We start from the raw sequence: 20978 nt of genomic DNA, 5'->3' as shown, positions 1-20978 counted from the left end.
CGGCCTGGTAGTTAGGCGCGGCCATCCTCACCCACGCCGAGGCGCTCGCGCAGCGCGGCGGCGGCCTCGTCCATCTTCTCGGGGTCCGTCTGTTCGGCGCGCATGACGTTGGCCAGGCTGTAGCCGCTCATGTCGTCGGCGGGGAAGACGTGGATGTGGGCGTGGGGCACCTCGAAACCAGCGATGAGGTAGCCGGCGCGCGAGGAGCCGAAGGCGTCGATGACGGCGCCCCCGATCTTCTGGGCCAGATCATTCATGTGCGCCCATGTGGCCGGGTCGAGGTCGGTCCACTTGTCTACCTCGGCCACCGGCACGATCAGCGTGTGCCCGTAGGCGATGGGCTCGATGGTCAAAAACGCGGCCACGGTGTCGTCGCGGTAGACGAAGCGGCCCGGGATGTCCCCGTTGATGATTTTGGTAAACACGGTGCTCATGCTCCCCAAGGCTACCTGTAGATTGGGGTGCATGCGCATCCTCGTAATCGGCTCGGGCGGCCGCGAACACGCCCTGCTCAAAGGCCTAAAGGGCCACGACCTCTTCGTCGCGCCGGGCAACGCCGGGATGGCGCGGCTTGCGCAGGTGCACGCCGTCGACGCGGCCTCGCCGGAAGCCGTCACTCAGCTCGCCCGCGAGGTAGACGCGGAGCTCGTGGTCATTGGCCCGGAGATCCCGCTCGTCGCGGGGGTGTCCGACGTGCTGTGCGAGGCCGGTTTCAACGTGTTTGGCCCGTCCCAGGCGGCGGCCCAGCTGGAGGGCTCGAAGGCGTTCGCGAAAGACGTGATGGCTTCGGCCGGGGTGTTTACCGCGTCCGCGACGCAGGTTACCGCCCTCGATGAGATCGACGCGGCGCTCGACGGCTACGGCCCGCACTACGTGGTCAAGGACGACGGGCTCGCCGGGGGCAAGGGCGTGGTGGTCACCGACGACCGCGAGGCCGCCGCCGCGCACGCCCGCGCCGTGATCGAGGCCGGCAACCCTGTGCTTTTGGAGTCCTTCCTCGAAGGCCCGGAGGTGTCGCTGTTCTGCCTGGTCGACGGGGAGACGGTCGTGCCGCTGCTGCCTGCGCAGGACCACAAGCGCGCATACGACGGTGACTTGGGACCGAACACCGGCGGGATGGGCGCCTACACGCCGCTTCCCTGGCTGCCAGCTGATGGGGTGTCGCGCATCGTCGCCGAGGTGGTTGAGCCGGTGGCGCGCGAGATGGTGGCGCGCGGCATTCCTTACCAGGGCTTGCTCTACGCAGGCCTCGCGTGGGGCCCGGAGGGGCCCGCGGTGGTGGAGTTCAACGCCCGCTTCGGTGACCCGGAAACGCAGGCCGTGCTCGCGCTGCTTGAAACGCCGCTTGCCGACGCCCTCAACGCCGTTGCTACCGGAACACTGGCGCAGCTCGGCCCGCTGAGCTGGACCAAGGGTTACGCTGCGACGATCGTGCTCGCCGCCGAGGGGTACCCCGAGTCGCCGCGCGCGGGCGACGCGCTGAGCGGGGATAACCTCGATGATCCGACAAAGGTGCTGCACGCGGGCACCGCCTCGCGCGACGGGGTGTACGTCTCCAACGGCGGGCGGGTTCTCAACGCTTTGGGCGTGGGGGGCACCCTTGCGGGGGCTGTCGAGACGGCGTACGCGCAGCTCGAGGGCGTTGAGCTGCAGGGCGCGTTCTACCGAAAGGACATTGCGCGCGCGGCGATTGAGGGAGCAATCTCCCTCTAGCGTTACTTCTAGGCAGGCGTGCGCCTACGCCGCTGCGGCGGGTGGAACATTGGCGGGTCGGGGGCTTGGCGGGATTCAATCTTGTGGTCCCGTTGCCGTAGTTTCGCACCTGGCGATTGGTGGTACGAAACGGTGTCGTTGAAGGATACCGTACCGTCGGGTGCGACGACCGCGATCCGTCCTGTATCCGGGCACTTTGCCACGTGGGATTTGCCGCCTCGACCGTCTCGGTAGTCGTTGTTCCACGAGTGGTGCCGCCGACATAATCCGGCTAAGTTTGCCAAATCGGTTTTCCCGCCTTGGATGTAGGCCAGTATGTGGTGCATCTCGGTTTCCGACATGGGCACGTCGCAGCCGGTCCAGGCGCACACTCCCTGAATTGCGAGCATCGCGATGCGCTGCTCGACGCTGGCCAGACGAGTGGAGCCCAACGCGATGGGCTCCCCGGTGACCCTGTCGATGTGGAGGATGAAGTCCTTCGTGTCACCCATGCCGAGACGCACTAGGTCGAAGCAGCCGACCTCGACACCAGTGTTGGTCATAAACGTTGTGTGCCAGTCGGCGTCGGCGAGGTCGTCGAGCGTGATGGCGAGCACGACGGAGGCCGCGCCGCGGTTTTTCACCTGCCGGTCGTTCTCGAATTGGGTGAGGATTCGCCAGAGCTGGTCGTAGCGGCGCTGGGTCGGTGTGCGGTAATCCTCCTTGGAGTCCGCGCTGATGTTGGACCCCGGGGCCGAGTCCGAGTCGAGGAGCGCCTTGAGCAGCGCCCAGTCGCCGGCCGTCATTGTCGCTGTGACGTCGAAGGTCCCGTCGGATTTCTTGCGCGATGCCCTGACGCCGCGCGAGGAAAAGCCCGCGTTGGGGTCCGCTGCTGGTTTGAGGGCCAGGTTGGCGCGATCTACGAGCCTGCGCACGAACTTGCGGAGGTCGCTCACGCTGCGCCCAGCGGCTTCCGCAAGGGCCTGGGCGAGGATGGAGGGACGCTCCTTCGAGGCCTCCTTCGACAGGGCGCGCAGTTCGTTGTCAATGGCTGCCTGCTTGTCGGGCCCGATGCCGCGCGCGTCATCACGCGCCTTCTTCTGCTGTTTGCCGGGATCGGCGGTTTCGCCCCGATGCGGGGGAGCGCCAAAGTCGAAGGCCGGCTCCGACTCCGCATCATCTGCAGGGGGCGCGAACAGATCCCGCCCGCGCTGGAGCCTGCGGGAAGCTTCGGCGCGCGAGAGGTCGAGGGCCTTTTCAAGGTAGTCGTTGGCGTATGTCGCCCCCACGCTGCGCCCAGCACCGTCACGCTCGCACAGGTAGGCGAATGAAGCGTCGACGAGGCCTTTCTGATTCAATGATTTCTCGAGGCGCTCCATATCGGCGCGGGTTGAGTCGAAGGTGAGCGTGGAGGGGTCGTCGAAAAGCGAGCTGAGCTCGTTCATGGCGTCGGCGATGGCGTCGACAAGCGATGTGAGTGTTCTCATGATGACCCCTCCTTTCGTAACTGCCCTTAGTCTAAAAACGCCTCGGACACCTACCCCCAATCGGGGGAACACGCATTCGAAACTCCTGCTCAGGCCGTCCTTGACCACGCGTCGTGGAATAATCGAAGCCGTGTCTGAAAAGCCGATGAACCCCAACGTCCTGTCCAACCGCTACGCATCGCCCGACATGGCGTCGCTGTGGAGCGCCGAGCACAAGATCGTGCTGGAGCGCCAGCTCTGGATCGCCGTGATGAGGGCCCAGCAGGGCCTCGGCGTCGACATCCCGGACGAGGCAATTTCCGCCTATGAAAGGGTCATCGACGACGTTGACCTGGACAGCATCGCCGCGCGCGAAAGGGTCACCCGCCACGATGTGAAGGCCAGGATCGAAGAGTTCAACGAGCTCGCCGGACACGAGCACATCCACAAGGGGATGACCAGCCGCGACCTGACGGAAAACGTGGAGCAGCTGCAGATCTACCGCTCGCTCGAGCTCGTGCGCAACAAGGCCGTCGCGCTGCTCAAGGCAATCGGCAACCGCGCTGAGCAGTACAAATCGCTGGTCATGGCGGGCCGCTCCCACAACGTCGCGGCGCAGGCGACCACCCTGGGCAAGCGTTTCGCCTCGGCCGCGGACGAGATCCTCATCGCCACCGAGCGCATCGAACAGGTCTTGGCCAGCTACCCGCTGCGCGGCGTCAAGGGCCCGATGGGAACCGCCCAGGACATGCTCGACCTGATGGGCGGCGACGAAGCCAAGCTCCGCGAACTGGAGACCGAAATCGCCTCCCACCTGGGGTTTGAGCGCATTTTCGACTCCGTCGGACAGGTGTACCCCCGCTCGCTTGACTTCGATGTTGTCTCCGCGCTGGTCCAGCTCGGCGCGGGCCCGTCGAGCCTGGCCACGACGATCAGGCTGATGGCCGGCAACGAGACGGTCACCGAGGGCTTCAAGGAGGGCCAGGTCGGCTCTTCGGCGATGCCGCACAAGATGAACGCGCGCTCCTGCGAGCGCGTCGGCGGCTTCCAGGTAATCCTGCGCGGCTACCTCACCATGGTCGCGGACCTCGCCGGCCAGCAGTGGAACGAGGGCGACGTGTTCTGCTCGGTCGTGCGCCGCGTCGCGCTGCCGGACGCGTTCTTTGCCATCGACGGCCAGCTCGAAACCTTCCTCACCGTCCTCGACGAGTTCGGGGCGTTCCCCGCGATGATCAACCGCGAACTGGACCGCTACCTGCCGTTTCTGGCCACGACCCGCATCCTCATGGCGGCGGTGCGCGCCGGCGTTGGCCGCGAAACCGCGCACGAGGTGATCAAGGAGCACGCGGTGGCGATGGCGCTGGACATGCGCGAAACCGGCGCCGAGCAGAACCTCATCGAGCGCCTCGCGCGTGACGAGCGCCTCCCGCTCGATCGCGCCGGGCTTGACGCCGCGCTCGCGGACCGCCACGCCTTCATCGGCGCCGCAGAGTCCCAAGTCGACGGCGTCCTCGCCCGCATTCAGCTGCTTATCGACGCCCACCCCAGCGCCGCCTCCTACACCCCGGGCGAGATCCTGTAGAACGCGGCGCTACTTCCAAGTAATCGACTGCCAGGGCTGAGCGCTGTTCTTCGGGCTCTGCACGGTGTTGAGCTCGACGGCCGTGCCCACGATCCCGGGGGCCGTGGCGCCGGTCCACGTAACAATGGCGCGCTTGTATTCGCGCCCTTCCTCCATGTCCCCCGTGAACGCGGGGACCTCGTCGTCAGGGTTGACGCCACAGTAGGCGTTGTCGCCGCGCTCGACGAAGTTGGCGTTGAGCCCGCCCGGGTCAAGGATCTTGAACCACGGCAGAGAGACGGAGTAGTTGCCCTCGCCGACCGCGACGGGCGTGAAGGTGACGATGAAGCAGGTGAAGCTGTCGTAGCGCTCCGGCTGCGGGGGATCTTCGCCCTCCTCAGGCTCGGGCAACCCGATCTCGCCGGGGTCCTGGCCGATGTTCTCCTCAACTTCGGCGGACGTGAGCTTTTTCGGTTTTTCCACGGTGACGTCAAAGTACACGGGCTGGCCTGTGTCGAAGCCGGTGGTGACAACGTGGGCGGTCTCTCCGAATTCAAGCGCTTCGCCGCCCTCGGTGGGGGTGAAGTCGTCCGGCATGCCCGGCAGCTCGGTGAGCGTTTCCGCACTGTGACCGGCTGCGGCACTGCTATCCGCCTCGCTTGGGGCGCAGGCGCTCAGCGCTGCCGCCTGGGCCACTAACGCTAAGCCGAGTGCTGCGGTGCGTCGTTTCATGGCCTCTAGATTAGGCTATCGCCTGCAGTTTTCCGCGCGCGCCCACCTGCGCGCCCTCGCGCGATTCGCCCACGCGCGCTGCGGGACTACACTTGCACACCATGCGCCCTGAGTTATCCGATTACGCTCACCTTTCTGGTGGCAAGGTCCGCGAGATTTACCAGGTGGACAGCGACACTTTGCTGATGATGGCCACCGACCGCATTTCGGCATTCGACTACTCCCTCGAGCCGGAAATTCCGGACAAGGGCCGAATCCTCACGGCGACGAGCACGTTCTTCTTCGACCTGCTGGGCCGCGAGCTGGGCATGCCCAACCACCTGGCTGGCCCGGTGGAGGATGAGCGCATCCCGGAGGAGGTCCTAGGCCGGGCGCACGTGGTGAGGAAGCTGGAGATGATCCCGTTTGAGTGCGTGGCGCGTGGCTACCTCACTGGCTCCGGCAAGAAGGAGTACGACGCTACGGGGCGAGTGTGCGCCGTGCCGCTGCCGCAGGGCCTGGTGGAGGCGTCGAAGCTGCCCGAACCGATCTTTACCCCCGCGACGAAGGCGGAGCAGGGCGATCACGACGAGAACGTTTCGTTTTCGTACGTGTCCAACAAGCTGGGTGCGGAGCTCGCCGAAAAGCTTCGTGACGCCACCCTGGCGGTCTACACCACCGCCGCCACCTACGCGCAGACCCGCGGCATCATCCTCGCCGACACGAAGCTCGAGTTCGGCCTCGACGCCAAGGGTGAGCTCGTGCTTGCCGACGAGGTGCTCACCCCCGACTCCTCGCGCTACTGGCCCGCGGACTCCTACGAGGAGGGCCGCGTGCAGCCCAGCTTTGACAAGCAGTACGTGCGCAACTGGCTCACCGGGCCGAAGTCGGGCTGGGACCCGTCGAGCGGGTTGGAGCCGCCCGAGCTGCCGGGTTCTGTCGTTGAGGCGACCCGCGACCGCTACATTGAGGCCTACGAGCGCCTGAGCGGGGAGAAGTTCAGCCACTGGCCGGGCGCCAACGCCTAAGAATTCGGTCGCTACACTCGGCGGGTATGAGTAAATCAGCCCCGCACGCCCCAAAACACCCGATCACCCGCTCGTTCCACGGGCGCGATGTGGTGGACAACTACGAGTGGATGCGCGATAAGGCCAGCCCGGAAACGCTGAGCTACCTTGAGGCCGAGAACGCGTACACCGAGTCCCTGACCGGACACCTGCAGCCGCTGACGGATGCCATTTACGGCGAGATTAAGGGCAGGGTCAAAGAGACCGACATGTCCGTCCCGTCGCGCCAGGGCGGCTGGTGGTACTACGGCCGCACGGTCGAGGGCAAGGACTACGGCATTTCCTGCCGCGTCGCCGCCGAGCGCGAGCAGCCGTGGACGCCGCCTCGCGTGCCTGAGGACGGCTCCCCGCTGCCCGGCGAGCAGGTGTTGCTCGACATCAACGAGCTCGCAGCTGACCACGAGTTCTTCTCCCTCGGTGCCTCCCGCGTGTCCCCCTCGGGCCGCCTGTTGGCCTACTCCTTTGACACCTCGGGCGACGAGCGCTTCGAGCTGCGCGTCAAAGACTTGGAGACGGGCTCGCTTTACGACGACACCCTAACCGACATCTTCTACGGCGCAGTGTGGGCGGGCGAGGAGCACATCTTCTACGTGCGTGTCGACGACGCCTGGCGCCCCCACCAGGTGTGGCGCCACACGCTCGGCACCCCCGAGTCCGCCGACGTGCTGGTCTACGAGGAGCCCGACGAGCGCTTCAACGTCGGCGTCGGTGCGGACCGCGCCGAGCGCTTCCTCTACATCGTCTCGAGCTCGAAGAGCACCAGCGAGTTCCACGTCCTCGACTTCGACAACCCCACCGGCGAGTTCCGCATGCTGTGGCCGCGCCAAGACGGCGTGGAGTACGACGTGGACTTCATCGCGCCCGGCGGCGAGGAGAAGTGGGTGGTCACCCACAATGCGACGGGCCCCAACTTCGCGGTGGGCACCTGCCCGATCGATCAACTCGCCGACTTGAGCGAGCTTGACGACGTCGCACCGCACGACGACTCCCGCCGCATCGAGGGCACCGACTCCTACCGTGACTTCCTCTTCCTCAGCTACCGCGCCGGAGGCATCGGCCGCCTCGCCGTGGCCGATCTCACCGCTGGCGGCATCGGGGAGTTCACCGAGCTCGAGTTCAATGAGGGGCTCTATACCGTGAGCCTCGGCGGCAACCCCGAATGGGACGCCCCGGTCGTGCGGCTCAGCTACACATCGTTCACCCAGCCCGCGCAGGTGCTGGACTACACTGTCGCCGACGGGGAGTTCACCCTGCTCAAGCAGCAAGAAGTCGAGGGTGGTTACGACCCCGCCGAGTACGTGGCGGAGCGGATCTGGGCGACGGCCGAGGACGGCACGCAGGTGCCGGTGTCGGTGGTGAGGCGCGTTGATGTGGGCGTCGATAAGCCGCTGCCCACGCTGTTGTACGGTTATGGCTCGTACGAGCACTCGATCGACCCGGCGTTCTCCGTTGCGCGGCTGAGCCTGCTGGATCGCGGGATGGTGTGGGCGTGCGCGCACGTGCGCGGCGGCGGCGAGATGGGCCGGCTGTGGTACGACAACGGCAAGATGATGTCCAAGCGCAACACGTTTACCGACTTCCTCGCTTGCGCCGACGCGCTTGTTCAGAGCGGCGTGACCACCTACGGGCAGCTCGTCGCCGAGGGCGGCTCCGCCGGCGGGCTGCTCATGGGCGCGGTGGCGAACATGGCACCCGATAAGTTCGCGGGCATCCTCGCCATCGTGCCGTTCGTCGACCCGCTCACCTCCATCCTCATGCCGGAGCTGCCGCTGACCGTGACGGAGTGGGAGGAGTGGGGCGACCCGTACCACGACCCGGAGGCCTACGACTACATCGCCTCCTACGCGCCGTTCGAAAACGTCGAGGCGATAGACTACCCCGACATCCTGGCCGTGACCAGCCTTAATGACACCCGCGTGCTGTATGTGGAGCCGGCGAAGTGGATCGCCAAGCTGCGCGACACGGCCACCGGTGGGGAGTTCTTGCTCAAGACGGAAATGTCCGCCGGGCACGGCGGGGTTTCGGGGCGCTACGCGCAGTGGAAGCAGACCGCGTTCGAGTACGCGTGGGTGCTGGACAAGTCCGGAGCTGATGCGCGCTAACGGGTCGACTGTGCGATAATTGCGGCTATGCCCGGCCACGTTCTCGTCTCCGTGTCGTCAATTTTCGACGACACTCTAGACGACGTTGTTCGCCTCACCGACGACCTCGACGCCGCCGAGATCCCCGTCTCCCTGCTGGTCGCGCCGCACATCGACAAGAAGTGGCACCTGGCCAAGGACAAGAAGACGCGCAAGTGGCTGCTCGCGCAGCGCGAGGCGGACAGGGCACTGATCCTCAACGGCTTCGACCAGCCCGCGCAGGGGCGCCGGGCGGAGTTCGCCACGCTCGGCGCGCACGAGGCGCGCCTGCGCCTGACCGGGGCGACGCGGCAGATGGAATCGCTCGGGTTCTCCTTCAACATTTTCGCGCCCCCGCGCTGGCGGCTGTCCGAGGGCACCCTCGAGGTGCTGCCGGACCTCGGGTTCTTGCTGGTGGCGTCGACAAGCGGCCTGCACCAGACGGACACGGGCATGTTTTACCAATGCCGCAACCTGTCCGTCGGCGAGGGCTTCGGCGCGGCCAAGTGGTGGCGACGCAACATCATCCGAGCCGCCGAGCGTGGCGCGGCGAAGGGCAACATCATCCGCCTGTCTGTCTCCGGCCGCGAGCTTGACAACAAAAAGGTGCGCCGCGACTTCCTCAACGCCGCTACCGCGGCCATCGAAGAAGGCGCGGAGCCTGCCGACTACCGCGCCTTCCGGGCCTAGCGGGCCCCTTTCGAGCCCCGCTCGCCCCTACAGCCCGAAGCGGGAGAGAATGGACTGCACCGCGTCCGGGAACAGCATGTTTACCAGCGCCGAGATCAGCGCAACCAGCCCGGTGCCCACCAGCAGGGCACCCAAGATGCCGCCGATGCTGCTGCCGGCCGCGACGGGCGGCTCAACCGGGGCAACCGGGTCGACCGGGTCAGTCGGCGCCGAGGCGTCGAAGCCGAACCCGACCTTGACCGGGTCGTGGTCGGAGGAGCGGAAGGGATTGTCGGCCTCGAAGAAGTCCTGCACGTTGTAGTTGCGGCGGGAGTACTCGAAGGCGACGGATTCGTCGGCGTTGATGTTCCACACCGCCGCGTCCTTGACCAGCTTCATTGCGGCCTCGTTGCCCATCACGTGGTCGAGTGAGCCGAGCTGGCCAGCGAACTGGTAGGAGGCGTTATCGAACTCGCGTCGAGAAGCGATGTTGCTAAAGCCCTCCTGCTCGAGGTAGCGCACGGCGTCCTCCCTGGAGTAGGAGTTCAGGTCGCCCACGATGAAGGTCGGCTTGTTGGCCCAGTCGTCCTGTTCCTTGAGCGCGTCGATCAGGGCCGTGGACTGCGCGACGCGCACCTGAGCGTTGTTACCCTGGCCGTCGCCGGTGTCCGCATCGCCGTTCGCGACGGACCCCTTGGATTTGAAGTGGTTGACAATCGCCACGAAGCTCTTGGAGTCGTCCGCGCCAACCGGCTTGAACTCCTGGGCCAGAGGCTGGCGCGCGGTGCCGGTGAACGCGGGGTCGTCGAAGATGCGCGATTCGCCAACCGGCTCCACCTCGGCCTTGTTGTAAATGAACGCCACGCGGATCACGTCTTCGTCGGTGCCCAGCTCAGTCGGAGACTCCACGAATGCCCAGTTGCCGCCGGCGGCGTTGAGGGCGTCGACAAGCGTGCGCAGAGCCTCATCGCGGCGTGCGACATCGCCGGTGACGGCGTAGGTGTTTTCGATTTCCTCGAGGCCGAGAACGCTGACATCCAGGCGGTTGATGGCGTCGACGATCTTCGCTTGCTGGTCCTCGAACGCTGCTTGCGAGTACGCGCCGCGCACCTTGCAATCGCGCGCGGACACGCCGTTGCCGTAGATGTCGGTGTAGGCGCTGCAGCCAGCGACGTCCTCGCCCAGGGTGGTGAAGTAGTTGAGCACGTTAAACGACGCGATGGAGTACTCACCGCGCACGGAAGCCGGAACCTCAAGGGTCGCCGCGCGCGAGTCCTGCCACGCAATCGGCAACTCGTCGGCCGCGTTCTTGCCGGTGATCGGCTCCAGCGGTTGGAAGCGCCAGAAGTTGTGCGAGAAATCGACGACGACGTCGGTCTGGAAATCGACCTGGTCGCCGGCGCGCAGCGACTTGATCCCCTGGTCCGACGTCACCAGGTAGGGCAGCGGGGTGGAGGAGTCGTTGTTGAGGTAGTTGCGCGTGCGGCCGTCGTCAAGGTAGACAACCTCGGCGTCCTGCTTCGCCTGGAGCGCGTTGGCCTCCGCTCCGGGCAGCACCACGTCGGTGGGGGTGCGGTGCGCGGACGCGCCGGGGGCGAGGCCCACCTCGCCGAAGGAGTTCAGCGAGTAGTTGTTGGTCACGGTGTAGTCGCCCACTGGGCGCACGAGCATGCCCTCGTAGGGCTCGCGGGCCTCGTTGCCGGCCGGCAGGGTGGGGATTTCGATCGCGGCCGGAGCGGCCAGCGGCGCCTCCAGCGCGGTGATGGCCGATGCAGTGATCTGGGTCACGGTGTAGAACTCGCTGACGCCGCCCGCGACGCGCACCGAGGCGCCGATCGCGGGGTAGTCGGTGCGTGAACCCATGTAGACGAAGATGCCGTCGGAAGCATCGCCCGGCTTCTTCTCCTCGGTGCCGGAAGCTGCGGTCTGCAGGTAGAAGCCGTTCTTGCCGCCCTCGTTGTACACCGCCGTGACGACGCCTTCGGTAACCACGTTCTGCCCGCTGAGCGGGGAGACGTCGCCGGTGCCCTGGATGTCAGCGATCGGGGTCACCGCGCCGGGCTCGACGGGGTCAACCGGATCTACCGGATCAACCGGGTCGACGGGATCCACGGGGTCAACCGGATCTACAGGGCCCGCCGACGCGGAGTTCTTCGGCGTCGGAGCGGCCACGACAAAGTCGGCGGCGTTGTTGTCCGTGTCCACGCCCTCGCTCTTGCGTTGAACGGAGGTGGCGTTCGAGGTTGCCTTTGCGGGGCTACCCTCGTAAGCAGTGGCTTTGCCCCAGCCCACGAGGTCGACGGTGGTCCCGGAGGCGTCGAGAAGCGCTGCGACAGCGTCGGTGCCGGAGAAGGTCATCCCGGAGGTGTTGTCCGGGGTTGGCAGGGCACCGGTCTGGGCGTTGCCCTTCGCGCCCTGGACAAGGAGATAGCCGCGGGCAGGGACGGAGCCGGAAAGCGTGGCGCGTTGACCAACGTTGTTGGCGGCGGAGCGCTGCTCAATGGTCCAGCCCGTGACGTCGATAGGCGAGGCCGTCGGGTTAAACAGCTCGACGAAGTCGTTGGAGTAGACCGAGCCATTGTTGCCACCCCCGCCGTAGACCTCGTTAATGACGATTCCGGAGCCGTCGGGCGCGGCACTCGCGCCCGGGGCGATGACAGAGACGGTGCCGGCGGCGATGGCGATGGAGATAACAGTGCTCAGAGCGCGAATCAATGACATCGGTTGTCCTTGGCTTGTGAGTCGGGGGAGGCGAATAACAATTCCTCGGTAAAAGTAGCCCGGTACTTATGGGTTCGCTGGGTGAAAAGTGAGAATTCTCCCCGCGTTTACCCAGGCGTAACAGTTCGCGGCGCGCCCCGCTTTCAATACCGGGGAAACGGGTAGTTCGGGCGTGTCGGCGCGTCCGATATACTCGAGCGCGTCTAATGACCTACCTAAAGCGAGGGACTCCCCATGGCACGTGTCGTTGTAAATGTCATGCCGAAAGCAGAGATTCTTGATCCCCAGGGACAGGCTGTCCTGCGCGCGCTCGGCCGGATTGGGGTGAGCGGCGTCGCCGATGTGCGCCAGGGCAAGCGATTTGAGATCGAGGTCGACGATTCCGTCTCGGACGCCGAGCTCGAGCGCGTCGCACAGACCCTGCTCGCCAACACCGTCATCGAGGACTTCGAGGTCGTTCGATGACGGCTTCCATCGGGGTCATCACTTTCCCGGGCACGCTTGACGACGTCGACGCGCTGCGCGCCGTACGCCTCGCGGGGGCGAAGCCCGTCGAGCTGTGGCACGCCGACAGCGACCTTTTTGGCGTTGACGCCGTCGTCGTCCCCGGCGGTTTCTCCTACGGCGACTACCTGCGCTCCGGCGCGATTGCCGCGCAGGCGCCGATGATGGGCGCCGTTATCGACGCGGCGAACAAGGGCATGCCGGTTCTCGGGATTTGCAACGGCTTCCAGATCCTCACCGAGGCCGGCCTGCTGCCGGGAGCGCTGACCCGCAACCAAAACCTGTTGTTTCACTGCATCGACACGTACCTGACGGTGGAAAACAACACCACCGCCTGGACCTCGGGCTTCGAGTCGGGCTCCAAGATCTTCGTCCCCGCCAAGCACGGCGAGGGTCGCTTCCAGGCTGACCCCGAAACCATCGAGCGTTTGGAAGGCGAGGGCCGGGTGGTCTTCCGCTACACCGACAACTTCAACGGCTCGATCAACTCGATCGCGGGCGTGACCAACGAAACCGGGCGCATCGTCGGGCTCATGCCGCACCCGGAGCACGCCATCGAGACGCTAACCGGCCCGTCCGTCGACGGCCTCGGCCTGTTTCTGTCCGCCATCTCTTCGATCGGAGCGTAACTAAGGATGACCGTGCACAACGACACCGTCGACAACGCGAAGGCGACGCCTGAGCACGCCCAGCCGTACCGCGAACTGGGCTTAAAAGACGACGAGTACCAGCGCATCGTCGAGATCCTCGGGCGCCGCCCCACCGACGCTGAGCTGACCGTGTACTCCGTGATGTGGTCCGAGCACTGCTCGTACAAGTCCTCCAAGGTGCACCTGCGGTACTTCGGTGAGACCATGACGGAGGAGATGGGCTCCAAGCTGCTGGCCGGCATCGGTGAGAACGCCGGTGTGGTGGACATTGGGGGCGGTGACGCGGTGACCTTCCGCGTCGAATCGCATAACCACCCCTCCTTCATCGAGCCCTACCAGGGTGCGGCCACGGGCGTGGGCGGCATCGTCCGCGACATCATGGCCATGGGCGCGCGCCCGATTGCGGTGATGGATCAGCTGCGCTTCGGCCCCGCCGACGCGGCCGACACCAAGCGCGTCTTGCCGGGTGTGATTGCGGGCATCGGCGGCTACGGCAACTGCTTGGGGTTGCCCAACATCGGTGGCGAAACGGTGTTCGACGAGACCTACGCGTCTAACCCGCTGGTCAACGCGCTGTGCGTGGGCACGCTCAAGGTCGAAGACCTCAAGCTCGCGTTCGCCTCGGGGTCCGGCAACAAGGTGATCCTCTTCGGCTCCCGCACCGGGCTCGACGGCATCGGCGGCGTGTCCGTGCTCGCGTCGGAGTCTTTCGAGGACGGCGCCGAGCGCAAGCTGCCGGCCGTGCAGGTCGGCGACCCGTTCGCGGAGAAGGTGCTCATCGAGTGCTGCCTCGAGCTCTACCACTCCGGCGTGGTCGTGGGCATCCAGGATCTCGGTGGGGCCGGCCTCGCGTGCGCCACCTCCGAGTTGGCCGCCTCCGGCGACGGCGGGATGCGTGTCGACCTCGACGCGGTGCCGCTGCGCGCCGAGAACATGACCGGCGCGGAGATCCTCGCCTCCGAATCCCAGGAGCGCATGTGCGCCGTGGTCGAGCCCAATAACGTCGAGCGCTTTATGGAAATCTGCGCGAAGTGGGACGTCAACGCCGCGGTGATCGGCGAGGTCACCGGTGAGGCGGACCGCCTGGTCGTGTCCCACAACGGCGAGGTCGTGGTGGACGCGCCGCCGTCGACCATCGCGGACGAGGCCCCCGTCTACGACCGCCCGTGGGCCCGCCCCGCGTGGCAGGACGACGTGCAGCAGCCCGCCGAGGTGGACAAGTCCGTCGCACTCGGCGACGCGTGGCTGCGCATCGTCGCCTCCCCGGCGCTGTGCTCGCGCGACTTCATCACCCAGCAGTACGACCGCTACGTGCGCGGCAACACCGTGCAGGCGAAGTACGCCAACTCCGGCGTGCTGCGCATCAACGAGGAGAGCAACCGCGGCGTCGCCGTGTCTGCGGACGCCTCGGGCCGCTACACCTTCCTCGACCCGAACATGGGCGCGCGCCTCGCGCTCGCCGAGGCCTACCGCAACGTCGCTGTCACCGGGGCGCGCCCCGTGGCGATCACCAACTGCCTGAACTTCGGCTCCCCCGAGAATCCGGACGTGATGTGGCAGTTCCGCGAGGCCGTTCACGGGTTAGCCGACGGCGCCGTGGAGCTGGGGATCCCCGTCTCCGGCGGAAACGTGTCCTTCTACAACCAGACCGGCGACACCCCGATTCTGCCGACGCCCGTTGTGGGCGTCCTCGGCGTGATTGACAACGTCGAGCAGACCATCGGGCACGCGCTGCCGGATCCCGCCGACAGCACCGTGCAGCGCGACTTCAAGCTGCTTCTGTTGGGTGCAACCCACGACGAGTTCGGCGGATCGGTGTGGCAAGAGGTCTCCGGCCAGAAGCTCAGCGGCCTGCCGCCGCAGGTGGACCTTGCCAATGAGCAGCGCCTCGCCGAGTTCTTCGCCGACAGCGAGGGCATCTCCGCAGCGCACGACCTCTCGGAAGGTGGCCTGGCGCAGGCGGTGTTCGAGATGCTGCTCGGCTCCGGCAAGGGCGCGGAGCTGGACGTCACCGGGGTGCACGACGACGCGTTTACCGCGCTGTTTTCAGAGTCCGCCTCGCGTGTGCTCGTCGCCGTGACGGCCGACCGCCTCGACATCGCGGTGCAGCGCGCGACCGAAGCGGGCATTCCGGTGGCCGTCCTCGGCTCGACGAACGAAACCGGGGAGATCACCGTGGCCGGCGAAACAGTGTCGATCGCGCAGCTCGCCGAGGCGTGGAGTGCAACCCTGCCGGGGCTGTTCGACCACGCGCTGGCGCCGAACGCCCCGGTTTAGATCCGCTAGTCCAGCCGCTGCTGGGCGTCCAAGGGGCGCACCAGCGGCATCGGGGCATACTCTTGGCGCAGGTCCTTGAGCTTCTTCGTGTGCTCCCAGAGCCGCTTGTCCTCGTCGGTGACCGGCGTGTACTGGCGTGCGGCTAGGGGCTCGCCGTCGATATCGACGCCGACATAGGTAAACGTCGCGTGGATCGCGGGGGTCAGCGCGTCGCGGCCGCCGCGCGGGTTGCCCGAGCGCACCTGGATCACCAGGTTCATCGAGCGGGCCTCGGTGCGCGTGATACGCGCGTCAACCTCGACCAGGTCGCCGATAGAGATCGGCTTTTTAAAGCGGATGCCGCCTGCGTACACGGCAACAGTGCGCTCGCCGGACCACTCCATGGTGCAGGCCACGCCCGCCTCGTCGATCCATTCCATCGCGCTGCCGCCGTGGACCTTGCCGCCCCAGTTGATGTCCGTCGGCTTGGCCAGGAACCGGTGGATCAGGCGCGGGGCGGTGGAATCGTTGGTGTAGGTCTGCCCCTTCATCTCCGCTTCGATGGCGTTGCGCAGGTCGATGCGCGACAGCGCGGCGTCGAGCACTCGCTCTTCCTCGTCCGTCGAGGGCACGAAGGTGGGCACCTGCATGGTCTCGTTCGTCTTCGGGTCTTTGGCCACGAAGATGACTAGGCAGTCGCAGGCGCGGGTAAACACGCCCTCGCGCGGGTCGGCGGAGAGCACCTCGTTGACAATGTGCATGGAGGTGCGCCCCGTCATGGCGATGCGCGAGCGCACCTCGACAAGGTGCCCGGAGGGGATGGGGCGTGTGAAGTGGATGTGCCCGACGTATGCGGTAACGCAGTAGGTTCCCGACCATTGAACGGCGCAGGCGTAGGCGGCCTTGTCGATCCATTCGAGGACTCGCCCGCCGGATACGCCCTGGGCGCCGGCAAGGATGACGTCGTCAGGCGCGGCCATAAAGCGCAGGGTGACAAAGGGGGATTTCGTCGTAGCAACGGGGGATTCCATGATTGAACACACTAGTATGTGGCGCATGAGTGCGCGTAAGAGCGATCCCCACACCACGCGGCTGGCGGTCGAGGCGGTGGCCGAGTGGCTGCGCGGCGAGGTCACAGCAACGCCAAAGCGCCCGCTGCTTGCCGACGCCTGCCGCACGACGGCCCGCACGCTTGCCGACGAGCTCCCCGGCCACGCGGTCGAACTTCGGGTCCCGCCGTTCGTGGCGGTGCAGTGCGTCTCCGGCCCGCGGCACACCCGCGGCACACCGCCGAACGTGGTGGAGATGAACCCGGAGACGTGGCTGAAGGTAGCGACCGGGCTTGAGTCCTTCGCCGAGGCGCTCGCGGATGGCCGCATTGAGGCTTCGGGTTCCCGCGCGGGGGAGATCGCGAGCGCGCTTCCCGTGATTGCTCTACAGGTGGAGTAATCCGTTAAGGTAGGGCACGTGCAAACCTTGAGTACTCAGGAAACTCACGAGGACATTCCCCACGACGAATGCGGTGTGTTCGGCGTGTGGGCTCCCGGGGAGGACGTGTCCAAACTCGCCTATTTCGGGCTCTTCGCCCTGCAGCACCGCGGCCAGGAGGGCGCGGGCATCGCAGTGGGCGACCACGAGAAGATCGTGGTGTTCAAGGACACGGGACTTGTCTCCCAGGTATTTGATGAATCCATCTTGGACGCCCTGCAGGGCGACGTCGCGGTCGGCCATACCCGCTACTCCACAACCGGTGGCGATAGCTGGGAAAACGTCCAGCCGATGTTTCGGACTTCGCCGAACGGCACGGATGTGGCGCTGGCGCACAACGGCAACCTGACCAACTACCAGGACCTGCAGGCCAGGGCGATTGAACGCAAGCTGATTCCGCCGCAGGGCGTGGAGGGCCAGGGCTCATCCTCGGACACCGCGGTCGTCTCCGCGCTGCTTACCGACGCGATCCGCGACGACAGCTCGCTTCTCGACGCCGCCCGCACCCTCCTGCCCACCATCGAGGGTGCCTTCTGCTTCATGTTTACAGACGGGCACACGCTCTACGCCGCGCGCGACCCGCACGGCGTGCGCCCGTTGTCGCTGGGCCGGCTCGAGCGCGGCTGGGTCATTGCCTCCGAGACGTGCGCCCTGGACATCGTCGGCGCAACGTACGTGCGCGACGTCGAACCCGGCGAGCTGATTACTATCGACGAGACCGGCGTGCACACCGAGCGCTTCGCCGAGACGCCGAAGGCGCTCTGCGTCTTCGAGTACGTCTACCTGGCGCGCCCGGACTCCGTCATCGCGTCTCGTTCGGTGCACGCAACGCGCATCGAGATTGGAAAGCGCTTGTCCCACGTCGACCCGGTCGAGGGTGAGCTGGTGATGCCGGTTCCGGAATCGGGCACGCCCGCGGCAATTGGCTACGCGGAGGAGTCGGGTATCCCGTTCAAGCAGGGGTTGATGAAGAACGCCTACGTGGGCCGTACCTTCATCCAGCCCTCGGACACCCTGCGCCAGCTAGGGCTTCGCTTGAAGCTCAACCCGGTGCGCGAGATTATTGAGGGCAAGCGCCTGATCGTGGTCGACGATTCCATTGTGCGCGGCAACACGCAGCGCAAGTTGATTAAGATGCTGCGCGAGGCGGGCGCGGCCGAGGTGCACGTGCGCATCGCGTCGCCGCCGGTGAAGTGGCCGTGCTTCTATGGCATTGACTTCGCCAGCCCGGGCGAGCTGATCGCTAATAACGGCAGCGGGTTCGACGACGAGGCGGCGCGTGATTCGATCCGCACTATGATCGGGGCAGATTCATTGGCGTTTGTGTCCACCGACGACATGATCGCGTCCACGAGGCAGCCTGCGGACAATCTCTGTACCGCCTGCTTCACGGGCAGTTACCCGCTGGGGTTGCCGGAGGGCAACTCCAACGCCGAGCTCGTCCGCCGCATGCAGAAAGGTGAACACTAGCCATGACGACCAACCACAACGCCGAGCCCGGCCCGGTCTCGTACGCGTCCGCGGGCGTATCCATTGAGGCCGGTGACAAGGCGGTCGAGCTGTTCGCGCCGTTAGCAAAGCGGGCCTCGCGCCCCGAGGTGCGCGGCGGGCTGGGCGGCTTCGCCGGGCTGTTCGCGCTGGGGAAGTACCGCGAGCCGCTGCTGGCCGCCGGCTCCGACGGGGTGGGTACCAAGCTCGCCGTCGCACAGGCGATGGATAAGCACGACACGATCGGCATTGACCTGGTCGCAATGTGCGTCGACGACCTCGTGGTCTGCGGCGCCGAGCCGCTGTTCCTGCAGGACTACATCGCCATTGGCAAGGTCGTGCCGGAAAAGGTGGCCCAGATCGTGGCAGGTATCGCCGAGGGCTGCGTTCAGGCGGGCTGCGCCCTGCTCGGCGGGGAGACCGCAGAGCACCCAGGGGTGATGAACCCGGATGACTACGACGTCTCCGCCACCGCCGTCGGCGTGGTCGAGGCCGACGAGCTGCTGGGCCCCGATCGGGTCCACGAGGGTGATGTCGTGATCGCGATGGCGTCGTCAGGCCTGCACTCCAACGGCTACTCCCTGGCGCGCCACGTGCTCCTAGAGCGCGCCGGGCTGCCGCTCGACGGTTACGTCGAGGAGCTAGGCCGCACGCTCGGCGAGGAAATGCTCGAGCCGACGAAGATCTACGCACTGGACTGCCTGGCCCTGGCTTCGGAGTGTTCGGTACGGACCTTCTGCCACGTCACCGGTGGCGGGCTGGTGGGCAACATGGAGCGCATCATTCCCGAGGGCAAGGTTGCGGAGATGAACCGCGCCACGTGGTCGCCGTCGCCGATCTTCCGCTTCATCCAGTCCGTGGGCGAGGTCGCCCAGGAGGAGATGGAGAAGACCTTCAACATGGGTGTGGGCATGGTTGCCGTCGTCGCCCCGGAGGACCGGGACCGTACCCTCGCGATCCTCGCGGCTCGCCACATCGAGAGCTGGGTCATTGGCGAGCTGCGTGCTAGCGGCGAGGGTGAGACCGCTCGCGCGGTCCTGTCGGGCAGCCACCCGCAGTTCTAGTCAGATACGAGCGCACCCGCCCCGAAGTTCTAACCCGGGGGCGGGTGCGTGCAAATTAGAGCTGGCTAGCGGCGACCGTCTGCGTCCCAGTCGGGGTAGTCAGAGAAGCGGTCATCCACCTCGTCATCGGTATCGCTGTAGCTCCGGGCCGGGGACTGACCTGCGAGTTCGCGCTGGAGCGAATCGAGATCCATCTCAGGCGTTTGGTACTTGAGCTGGCGAGCAACCTTGGTCTGCTTTGCTTTGGCGCGTCCGCGACCCATGGCGTGACCCCCTTGAGGTGGTTCATTGGGCGACCCGCTTGCCGCGGGTGGCCACTCATTTTCGTATCAATATAGTCCTGTGGGACACTATAGCCTGTCACGAAAGAAAAATCTTAACCGCCCCTTAACCTGGGGATATAGGTGGAGCTACTGGTTGGATCTCAACCTTTCGACTGCCTTGCGCCCCGCCTTCTCGCCCTCGTCGAGCGGCAGCGAATCAGGGTCGACGGCGGTCGAGACTTCGACCTCGCCGCTGATCGCCAGGTCGCCGGAGTTGAGCGCGGAGCGCTTGACCAAGGCCAGCGCGATGGGCCCGTAGTCCGCATCGTGGACGACCGTGCCGAGGCGCCCAACGCGGCGGCCCGCAAGAGTGATCTCCGCACCCGGCACCGGATCGACGGGGGCGGAGCCGTCGAGGTGGAGCATGACCAAAAGCCGCGGTGAGCGGCCGAGGTTTTCCACGCGCGCGACCGTTTCCTGGCCCCGGTAGCAGCCCTTCTCCAGGTGCACCGCGCCAATGTGGGAGCCGCGGTTGATCAGCGAGGGCGCTTCGTGCGGGATGGATTTCTCATCCAGGTCGGCGCGCAGCTCGGGCTCACCGGCGCGTACGCGCAGCGCGCTGAAGGCCATTAGGCCTGACAGCCTCACCCCTTGAGCACGCAGCTTATCGACGACCTCCCCAACGCGGCCGCGCTCAACAAGGACGTCGGTGCGCTGCGTCTCGCCCCACGGACGCGTCCTGGTGGCGGCTGCCCCCTCCACGGCGGGCGCCTCACCCAGCACGGTGATCACGCCGAGGTCGGTGTCATTAACTTTAACGTCCGACCAGAACACCATTTTGGTCAAAAAGGAGTGTAGCGTCTCACACTGGTAGGCGGGCACGTCGAGGTAGTAGACGCCGTCGGTGTAGGCAACGTCGGCGTGGTGCAGGATGTGGCCCTGGATGTCGAGGTCGAGTGCGGAGGCCGCGAGCCCCTCGGGGGCGTCGATAAGCTTCTGCGATAAAAGGTTGTTGAGGAAGGTCGGCGCGTCCGGGCCGCTGACGGCGATGACCCTGCGATGCGAGCGGTCGATCACGATTGGGCCGCTTGATAGGGCGCGTTGCTCCCCGAGGGGGTCGCCGTAGTGCCATGCGACGCCGTGGGCGTCGATAAGCGAGGTCTCCGCCTCGGGCAGCTCGGCCGCTCCGGGGGAGTTAAGGAGGACTGAACGGTACTGGCTAGGAGTTTCCACAGGCCCCATCCTACGTGCATAATGG

At 66.3% G+C, this 20978-nt stretch carries 18 protein-coding genes; 11 read left to right on the top strand and 7 right to left on the bottom strand.

The features are described from left to right. Positions 1–11: 11 nt before the first annotated feature. On the bottom strand, positions 12–434 hold the full coding sequence (locus tag RIU96_RS00225) for an HIT family protein (protein ID WP_136648904.1): 423 nt from the start codon (positions 432–434) through the stop codon (positions 12–14). Positions 435–465: 31 nt separating this feature from the next. Between RIU96_RS00225 and purD the strand changes: the two genes are divergently transcribed. Next, positions 466–1713, top strand: coding sequence for a phosphoribosylamine--glycine ligase (gene purD, locus RIU96_RS00220; RefSeq protein ID WP_259898110.1), 1248 nt, complete (start codon positions 466–468; stop codon positions 1711–1713). Positions 1714–1721: 8 nt separating this feature from the next. On the opposite strand, the gene RIU96_RS00215 is transcribed toward purD, so the two are convergent. Beyond that, positions 1722–3179: an HNH endonuclease signature motif containing protein gene (locus tag RIU96_RS00215; RefSeq protein ID WP_259898109.1), complete on the bottom strand. Its 1458-nt coding sequence runs from the start codon at positions 3177–3179 to the stop codon at positions 1722–1724. A gap of 145 nt (positions 3180–3324) precedes the next feature. Here RIU96_RS00215 and purB point away from each other — a divergent pair, with 145 nt between their 5' ends. Continuing rightward, entirely contained in the window at positions 3325–4740 is a 1416-nt protein-coding gene (purB, locus tag RIU96_RS00210) for an adenylosuccinate lyase (protein ID WP_375542963.1), read from the top strand. Positions 4741–4749: 9 nt separating this feature from the next. Here purB and RIU96_RS00205 read toward each other — a convergent pair whose 3' ends face one another. Then, positions 4750–5451 carry a hypothetical protein gene (locus RIU96_RS00205; RefSeq protein ID WP_144773159.1) on the bottom strand — a complete coding sequence of 234 codons (702 nt, stop codon included), beginning with the start codon at positions 5449–5451 and terminating at the stop codon, positions 4750–4752. A gap of 101 nt (positions 5452–5552) precedes the next feature. Between RIU96_RS00205 and RIU96_RS00200 the strand changes: the two genes are divergently transcribed. From RIU96_RS00200 to RIU96_RS00190, 3 genes are read left to right on the top strand one after another with little or no spacing between them, the layout of a single operon-like run. Next, the gene (locus tag RIU96_RS00200) at positions 5553–6458 is read left to right on the top strand and encodes a phosphoribosylaminoimidazolesuccinocarboxamide synthase (protein WP_144317857.1); all 906 of its coding nucleotides are present in this window, start codon (positions 5553–5555) and stop codon (positions 6456–6458) included. Between the two features lie 26 nt (positions 6459–6484). Continuing rightward, positions 6485–8599: a S9 family peptidase gene (locus tag RIU96_RS00195; protein ID WP_311205023.1), complete on the top strand. Its 2115-nt coding sequence runs from the start codon at positions 6485–6487 to the stop codon at positions 8597–8599. Positions 8600–8626: 27 nt separating this feature from the next. Further along, entirely contained in the window at positions 8627–9307 is a 681-nt protein-coding gene (locus RIU96_RS00190) for a DUF2334 domain-containing protein (protein ID WP_144740064.1), read from the top strand. Between the two features lie 27 nt (positions 9308–9334). On the opposite strand, the gene RIU96_RS00185 is transcribed toward RIU96_RS00190, so the two are convergent. Next, on the bottom strand, positions 9335–12007 hold the full coding sequence (locus tag RIU96_RS00185; protein ID WP_311205022.1) for an ExeM/NucH family extracellular endonuclease: 2673 nt from the start codon (positions 12005–12007) through the stop codon (positions 9335–9337). A 234-nt stretch (positions 12008–12241) separates the two neighbouring features. On the opposite strand from RIU96_RS00185, the gene purS reads away from it, so the two are divergent. The 3 genes from purS to purL are packed head-to-tail and all read left to right on the top strand — an operon-like array spanning position 12242 to position 15438. After that, the gene (gene purS, locus RIU96_RS00180) at positions 12242–12472 is read left to right on the top strand and encodes a phosphoribosylformylglycinamidine synthase subunit PurS (protein ID WP_040422841.1); all 231 of its coding nucleotides are present in this window, start codon (positions 12242–12244) and stop codon (positions 12470–12472) included. Then, entirely contained in the window at positions 12469–13140 is a 672-nt protein-coding gene (purQ, locus tag RIU96_RS00175; RefSeq protein ID WP_136648895.1) for a phosphoribosylformylglycinamidine synthase subunit PurQ, read from the top strand. The genes purS and purQ overlap by 4 nt, the downstream gene beginning before the upstream one ends. 6 nt (positions 13141–13146) lie before the next feature. Further along, positions 13147–15438, top strand: a complete 2292-nt coding sequence (gene purL, locus RIU96_RS00170; RefSeq protein WP_136648894.1) for a phosphoribosylformylglycinamidine synthase subunit PurL — start codon at positions 13147–13149, stop codon at positions 15436–15438. A gap of 5 nt (positions 15439–15443) precedes the next feature. Here purL and RIU96_RS00165 read toward each other — a convergent pair whose 3' ends face one another. After that, positions 15444–16448, bottom strand: coding sequence for an acyl-CoA thioesterase (locus RIU96_RS00165; protein ID WP_144317861.1), 1005 nt, complete (start codon positions 16446–16448; stop codon positions 15444–15446). Between the two features lie 25 nt (positions 16449–16473). Between RIU96_RS00165 and RIU96_RS00160 the strand changes: the two genes are divergently transcribed. From RIU96_RS00160 to purM, 3 genes are read left to right on the top strand one after another with little or no spacing between them, the layout of a single operon-like run. Further along, positions 16474–16866: a sterol carrier family protein gene (locus RIU96_RS00160; protein ID WP_311205021.1), complete on the top strand. Its 393-nt coding sequence runs from the start codon at positions 16474–16476 to the stop codon at positions 16864–16866. 18 nt (positions 16867–16884) lie between these two features. Further along, entirely contained in the window at positions 16885–18375 is a 1491-nt protein-coding gene (gene purF / locus RIU96_RS00155) for an amidophosphoribosyltransferase (RefSeq protein WP_311205020.1), read from the top strand. A gap of 2 nt (positions 18376–18377) precedes the next feature. Further along, positions 18378–19457, top strand: a complete 1080-nt coding sequence (gene purM / locus RIU96_RS00150) for a phosphoribosylformylglycinamidine cyclo-ligase (protein ID WP_311205019.1) — start codon at positions 18378–18380, stop codon at positions 19455–19457. Positions 19458–19522: 65 nt separating this feature from the next. On the opposite strand, the gene RIU96_RS00145 is transcribed toward purM, so the two are convergent. After that, on the bottom strand, positions 19523–19720 hold the full coding sequence (locus RIU96_RS00145; RefSeq protein ID WP_136648889.1) for a DUF3073 domain-containing protein: 198 nt from the start codon (positions 19718–19720) through the stop codon (positions 19523–19525). Between the two features lie 147 nt (positions 19721–19867). Then, a complete protein-coding gene (locus RIU96_RS00140; protein ID WP_311205018.1) occupies positions 19868–20962 on the bottom strand; it encodes a CAF17-like 4Fe-4S cluster assembly/insertion protein YgfZ in 1095 nt (364 codons plus the stop codon). Positions 20963–20978: the final 16 nt, after the last annotated feature.

It is taken from the genome of Corynebacterium sp. Z-1 (assembly GCF_031844665.1).
Lineage (GTDB): Bacteria > Actinomycetota > Actinomycetes > Mycobacteriales > Mycobacteriaceae > Corynebacterium > Corynebacterium sanguinis.
The sequence above is the reverse complement of the archived record's forward strand: the minus strand, read 5'-3'. Positions and strand labels throughout refer to the sequence as shown.